This is a genomic window from Muriicola sp. (assembly GCF_041567615.1).
GTDB lineage: Bacteria > Bacteroidota > Bacteroidia > Flavobacteriales > Flavobacteriaceae > Muriicola.
In genome coordinates this window covers 1-6,856 of the sequence record NZ_JBFGBM010000149.1, presented here as the reverse complement: position 1 = coordinate 6,856, position 6,856 = coordinate 1, and the positions used below count along the sequence as shown (strand labels likewise).

The window sequence follows — 6,856 nt, the reverse complement described above, 5'->3', positions numbered from 1 at the left end:
GAGGCCGAATCGTCACAAGTATATCTCTCCATGGCCTCATGGGCCGAAGTAAAAGGACTGGAGGGGATTTCCCTATTTATGTACCGTCACTCCGATGAGGAGAGGATGCACATGCTCAAACTTATTAAATATGTGAACGAACGGGGAGGTCATGCCCATATCACGGACCTGAAAGCTCCGAAAAAAGACTTTGGTAGTTTTCAAAAAATGTTCCAGGAACTCTACGAGCACGAGATATTTGTCTCTAAAAGCATCAATGAATTGGTGCAGGTCTCCCTGGATGAAAAGGACTACGCCACCCATAATTTCCTGCAATGGTATGTAGCTGAACAGATTGAAGAGGAAGCGCTGGCGAGGAATATTCTGGATAAGATCAACCTGATCGGGAATGACAAAGGCGGACTCTACCTCTTTGACAGAGACGTCCAACAGATCACCGCAGATAGCGCTGCTTCAGACATGGGCGAATAATTTAACATCTTATCTTTATTGATTCTAAATAAAAACAATTATTTTTGACTCGTTCAGCATAGCCGAATGGGCAAGAAGAAAAAGGAAATCAAGAAGAAGTTAAAAAAACAGGTCAAGGCCTACGAGGCCACCATGCGAGCCCTCTCCTGTGACAACTGCAAATCAAAGTGCTGTAATAAATACAAGAAGTGTGAGACCAAGCGTTGTAAACGCTGTCCCTGCTTCGACCTCCTGAAAAAAGTTGCCTGATTTTTAATGCCACCGGGTTACCAGTGAAACGGGCTTTAGATCACCCGAAGAGTTCACCATTTCTGTTTCTATTGTCTTCCCCTGTGTCTGGTAAAAAAGGGCCTGTATATTATATCCCTTCCCGTGGTTTTCTTTAATATCGCATTCCTCCTGATGCATGTGGTACGCCTTTCTCTTGTAATAGATGTAGGTCTTATATGCAGAGTATTCTTTTTCCTTTAATTGTTTTTCAAAAGAAAGCTGATCCTTCCAGTAATCGGTTTCATCTTCGAGGGAAGAGAATCTGAGGGACGCCTCCAATTGTGCATCGCTTAAGGCCATTTGCTGGTAGAATTCCAAATTGTCCACAGGGATTCCTTCTCCTTGTGTATATCCCCAATACACAACAAAGGCGAAGACTAAGATCACAATAGATTTAAAGGTTTTCATGGATCTAATCTCTTGTTTTTCAGTAATATAATTTTTGAACAAGAGGATATAGAAGGTAGGTATAATCTCTGGTATTTAAAAGAAAAGGGGGTAAAATACCCCCTTTATCGACCATGTGACAGCTTACTGTTTCCCGAGCATCAGCAGTTCGTTGCATTTGATCTCAGAAACGTATCGCTTCTCTCCTTCCTTCGTCTCATACGTCCTGTGGATCAACTTACCCTCAACCGCCACTTCACTGCCCTTCAACAGGAATTTTTCCACCACATCGGCCAGCTTACCCCAGACCACTACATTATGCCATTGGGTCTCGGTGATCTTTTCTCCCTTGGTGTTCTTATAGGTTTCATTCGTGGCGATGGAGAATTTAGCCACCTTGTTACCACTCTCCAGGTTCACTACCTCCGGGTCTTGTCCGAGGTTTCCAATCAACTGTACTTTGTTTCGGATTGCATTCATCATTTCTTCATTTTACGGTTACACAGTTAATACATTCGGTTCTTATCCCGACCCTGCTAACGTATTCCCAATTGATCATTATACCTGGTTATTACTTATTTATTTTCGTTTGTAAACGGTTGTAAACATTTACACGAATTTGTTTGGTTTTCCCCTGATCTTACGGAAGACATGCATCATATTTATTTATATATTGGAGATTCTAAACATATTCCTGTTCTTTTATGAAAAACATATCCCTTCTACTATTTCTTTTTTCCGGCTTTCTGCTGATCCATGCACAATCTCCTGCAGAAATGGCCTCAGCCATTGAAAAAGAAGCCTCAGAGAATTCACAGCTCCCCTTGCTCGCCCATGAACTCATGGACGTGGTCGGACCCAGACTCGTAGGGACGCCTCAGATGAAGAATGCACACGACTGGGCGGTCTCCACTTTTGCCAAATGGGGAATTTCTGCCGAAAACGAAGCCTGGGGCACCTGGAGAGGATGGGAAAGAGGGATCACCCATATTGATATGCTCTCGCCCAGGGTGGTCTCCCTGAGCGGGCGTCAACTCGCATGGAGCCCGGGAACCTCCTCAAAAGGGATCACGGCAAATCTGATCACGATCCCTGCCCTTCCCGATTCTGCAGCATATGCCAAATGGATGCCGGCTGTGAAGGGCAAATTCGTGCTGGTTTCTATGCCACAGCCGACCGGTCGCCCCGACTACAATTGGGAAGAATTTGCCACCCCGGAGTCCTTCGAGAAAATGAAAGCTGACAGGGATGCCATGGAAGACGCCTGGAACCAAAAAATAAGGAATACGGGCTACAACAGCAGGACCATTAATGAAGCCCTTGAGAAAGCCGGTGCTGCAGGCATCGTACAGTCCCGCTGGTCCTCAGGATTCGGGGCTAACAAGATCTTTAGTGCAGGCACCAAAAAGATCCCTGTAGTAGACCTCTCTCTGGAAGATTACGGTATGCTCTATCGCCTGGTGGAGAACGGTAGGAACCCGCTGATCAAGGTCGTGGCGGAATCCAAAGAACTGGGCAGAGTACCTACTTTTAATACCATAGCCACCATCCCCGGGACGGAATTCCCGGATGAATACATCGTGCTTTCCGCCCATTTTGATTCCTGGGACGGAGGCACAGGAGCCACCGACAACGGAACGGGGACCATCACCATGATGGAAACGGCCCGTATTCTTAAAAAGCTATACCCCAACCCTAAAAGAACGATCATTGTGGGGCTCTGGGGAAGTGAAGAGCAGGGACTTAATGGCTCCCGTGCCTATGTGGAAGACCATCCTGAAGTAGTGGAAGGCCTGCAGGCCCTCTTTAACCAGGATAACGGAACCGGAAGGGTAGTGAATCTCTCAGGGCAGGGATTTCTTCATGCCTATGAGTACCTAGGAAGATGGCTGGAGGCCGTGCCAGATAGCATTACCCGCCATATTGAGACCACATTCCCGGGAAATCCTGGCAGGGGAGGTTCGGATTACGCATCCTTCGTCGCCATGGGGGCTCCTGCATTTTCCCTGAGTTCCCTCAGCTGGAGCTACTGGAACTACACCTGGCACACCAACCTTGACACCTATGACAAGATCGTTTTTGACGACGTGCGCAACAATGTTATCTTGACGGCCATACTGACCTACATGGCCAGTGAAGACCCCGTAAAGACCTCCAGGGAAAAGGCTGTCCTTTCCATCAACCCCAGGACAGGGGAACAGAGGGAATGGCCAACCCCCCGATCGCCTAACCGGGAAGGTGGGATAGATTAACCTGTAAATCGCGCATACCATGAAATACATTCAATTATTTTTGATCGTCATTTTGATCATTCCTTCATCCGCAGATGCACAAAGGCGAAGGTCTCGCCAGGCTCCAGCCCCTCCGCCTGTCCACGACTCCTTGTTTCACGGCCTGAAATGGCGGAATATTGGCCCGTTCAGAGGTGGGCGCAGCGTGGCTTCCTCTGGGGTGGTCAAAGAACCCATGACCTATTATATGGGAAGTACAGGGGGCGGTGTCTGGAAAACCACGGATGACGGCATCACCTGGACAAACATCTCCGACGGCCATTTGAAGACAGGTACCGTGGGTGCTATAGCGGTTTCCGAAAGCAACCCCAACCTGGTTGTGGTCGGGATGGGAGAACACGCCGCCAGGGGGGTCATGACCTCTATGGGAGATGGGGTGTATAAGTCGACCGATGCCGGGAAAACCTGGAAACATATAGGCCTGGAATTTACCAGGCATATCTCGGATGTGGTCATACATCCCACCAATCCCGACATCATTTTCGTGGCTGCCCAGGGTGCACAATACGGCCCCTCGGAAGATCGCGGCATTTACAGGTCTGCCGACGGGGGCCAGAACTGGGAAAAGGTCCTGTATCTGGATGATACCACAGGCGCCTCCTCCCTTTCCATGGACATGAAGAACCCCCTCATCCTGTATGCGGCCATGTGGCAGCACAGGCGCTATCCGTGGACCATGGAATCAGGCGGCCCCATGTCGGGTCTCTTTAAGTCTACTGACGGCGGTCTCACCTGGGATAAGATAAAGGAGGGGTTGCCCAAAGAATTCGGAAAGGCAGGTATATCCGTATCCAGGGCCAACCCCGAGCGCGTGTTCGCCGTGATCGAAGCGGATGGCGAAAAAGGAGGTGTCTACCGATCGGACGATGCTGGTAAAAAATGGACACAGGTCAACAAGGACAGGATCAACATTGCACGTTCCTGGTATTATATGGAGATCTTCGCAGACCCCCAGGACGAGAATACGGTCTATGTGCTGAACGCCCCGGTAACCAAATCCATTGACGGGGGAAAAACCTTTTCCCCCCTTCCCACTCCCCACGGCGACAATCACCATTTGTGGATACATCCTTCAGACAACCAGAAGATGATCAACTCCAATGACGGAGGTGCCAATATTTCCAACAACGGTGGACGCAGCTGGAGTTCCCAGGCTATCCAGCCTACAGCTCAGTTCTACCGGGTGATTACAGACAACCAGGTGCCCTATCGGGTGTATGGGGGGCAACAGGACAATTCTGCCATTTCCATCGCCAGCAGGACCAATGATATGGGGATCGACTGGAAGGACTGGCATTCTGTGGCCGGATGTGAGAGCGCCTTCCTGGCCTTCGACCCCGACAACCCCGAAATCGTGTACGGAGGGTGTTACCAGGGCATCATCGAAAAATGGGTAAAGGCCTCCCGGGAAGGAAAAGCCATCAAGGAATACCCGGAACTGGCCCTGGGGAACGTCCCTGCGGATTTTAAATACCGCTATAACTGGAACGCCCCTATCATTACCTCCCCCCACGATCGGAAGACGATTTACCACGCCGGGAACGTCGTATTTAAGTCGACAGATGAAGGACAGAGCTGGTCCGTTGTAAGTCCGGATCTCACCCGCGACGACAAGAGCAAACAGGGCCCCGGTGGAGGTCCCTATACCAATGAAGCTGCCGGAGGGGAGAACTACAATACCCTGATGGCCCTGGTGGAATCCCCACACGAACAAGGCGTCCTGTGGGCGGGTTCCGATGACGGGCTGGTCCATATCACCAGGGACGGAGGAAAGACCTGGAAGAATGCAACTCCAAAAGAGCTTGGGGAGAGCATCATCAACAGCATAGAAGTTTCCCCCCATGATCCGGCGACGGCCTATGTGGTGGCCATGCGCTATAAATTCATGGACCTGAAACCTTATATTTTTAAGACCTCAGACTACGGACAGACCTGGACAAAGATCACGAGTGGGATCACAGGACCCCATACCTTTGTGAGGGTGGTCCGGGAAGATCCCATAAGACGTGGATTGCTTTACGCGGGAACCGAGACGGGACTTTACCTTTCCTTTGACGACGGGCAGAACTGGCAGGCCTTCCAGCTCAACCTGCCTGTAGTGCCCATCAATGATATGATCATTCAGGACAATGACCTCGTAGTGGCCACGGCAGGTCGTTCTTTCTGGATCCTGGACGACCTGGGCGCGATACAATCCAGTCCTCTGAGCGGTCAGTCATTGACGGTCGTCAAACCCAAAGACACTTATATGATCTTCGGGGGAAGCACGGACCGCCCTGTTCCAGGTCTGGGGCAGAACCCCAAATCTGGGGTGACCATCGATTATTACCTCGATGAGAAAACAGACAGCATCCCCCTTACCCTGGAGGTCATAAAAAATGGGGAGACCCTTCGGCTCTACTCCAGCAAAGCAGACAAAGACGTTAAGTCGTGGCCGGGAGGCCCATCCAAACCCGAAGTACTTCCGGCAAAAAAGGGATACAATCGTTTCACCTGGGATTTCAGAAGAGATCCAGTACCCGCGGTAGACATGGTTTTTGTTTACGGGAATTATGCCGGTTCCAGGGTAGCCCCCGGCGTCTATCAACTCAGGCTTTCTTTGGGAGATCGTATTGCGGAGACGCAGGTGAATGTGCTGAAAAATCCACACGTAGAAGCAACTTCCGCTGATTACGCAGAACAGCAAAAAATGCTCACGGATATCGAAACCATGATCTCCAACATCCACAGGGCGGTCAATGAAATGCGATCGGTCCGCAAGCAGGTCAAGGCATACAAAACGCTTTTGAAGGACAACGGGCGCGCAAAAGACCTCCTTGCCATGGGTGACAGCCTGGTTACCCGCATAGATCGCTGGGAGGAAAACCTCATCCAGCCCAGGCAGAAAACCTTCCAGGACGTAATCAATTTCCACAACCAGTTAAACGCCGAGCTGATGAACCTGAAGGACTACGTGGATGCCGCAGAACCCAAAGTAACCCAGGGCGCGAAGGATCGATATGCAGACCTTTTGAACCAGTGGGTTCAATTCGAAATGGAGTGGCAGACCATAGTAAAGACAGAAATGCTGTTGTTTAATGCCATGTATAATGATCTGGAATTACCGGCCCTGATCATGAAAGAATGAGGCCCTGAGATGGATTACAAAAAGGATATCAGCGAACAGATCGAACTTCACGATGTGGATGGTATCCGAAATTGTTTTGAACACGGCGTAAAGCCAAATGACACCTTCAGGGGTGAACCCCTTATCTACGAACTGACCAGTGAGTATCTGAGAAGCCCCAGGTTCATAGAGTGTGTACGTTTGTTTGTGGATTACGGCCTGGAGTTCGGGAATAAAGCACTCTTGGCTGTTCTTATGGACGATCATTCGTCCCTCTCGCAAATCATAAGCAGGGACCCCGGGACCCTCCAGCGGACCTTTGACCTGAGGT

General features: G+C 50.0%; 7 protein-coding genes. 5 read left to right on the top strand and 2 right to left on the bottom strand.

Annotated elements, in window-relative coordinates:
• On the top strand, nucleotides 1–471 hold a 471-nt coding region (locus ABYP73_RS10230), incomplete at its 5' end, for a ferritin (protein WP_372974249.1).
• Between the two features lie 66 nt (nucleotides 472–537).
• Nucleotides 538–720: a hypothetical protein gene (locus ABYP73_RS10225; RefSeq protein WP_372974248.1), complete on the top strand. Its 183-nt coding sequence runs from the start codon at nucleotides 538–540 to the stop codon at nucleotides 718–720.
• 3 nt (nucleotides 721–723) lie between these two features.
• Here ABYP73_RS10225 and ABYP73_RS10220 read toward each other — a convergent pair whose 3' ends face one another.
• On the bottom strand, nucleotides 724–1,149 hold the full coding sequence (locus tag ABYP73_RS10220) for a hypothetical protein (RefSeq protein ID WP_372974247.1): 426 nt from the start codon (nucleotides 1,147–1,149) through the stop codon (nucleotides 724–726).
• 123 nt (nucleotides 1,150–1,272) lie between these two features.
• Nucleotides 1,273–1,608: a single-stranded DNA-binding protein gene (locus ABYP73_RS10215; RefSeq protein WP_372974250.1), complete on the bottom strand. Its 336-nt coding sequence runs from the start codon at nucleotides 1,606–1,608 to the stop codon at nucleotides 1,273–1,275.
• 224 nt (nucleotides 1,609–1,832) lie between these two features.
• Here ABYP73_RS10215 and ABYP73_RS10210 point away from each other — a divergent pair, with 224 nt between their 5' ends.
• The 3 genes from ABYP73_RS10210 to ABYP73_RS10200 all read left to right on the top strand — a co-directional run.
• A complete protein-coding gene (locus ABYP73_RS10210; protein WP_372974246.1) occupies nucleotides 1,833–3,380 on the top strand; it encodes a M20/M25/M40 family metallo-hydrolase in 1,548 nt (515 codons plus the stop codon).
• A gap of 19 nt (nucleotides 3,381–3,399) precedes the next feature.
• Entirely contained in the window at nucleotides 3,400–6,546 is a 3,147-nt protein-coding gene (locus ABYP73_RS10205; protein ID WP_372974245.1) for a glycosyl hydrolase, read from the top strand.
• A gap of 9 nt (nucleotides 6,547–6,555) precedes the next feature.
• A partial coding sequence (locus ABYP73_RS10200) for a hypothetical protein (protein WP_372974244.1) occupies nucleotides 6,556–6,856 on the top strand: 301 nt, incomplete at its 3' end.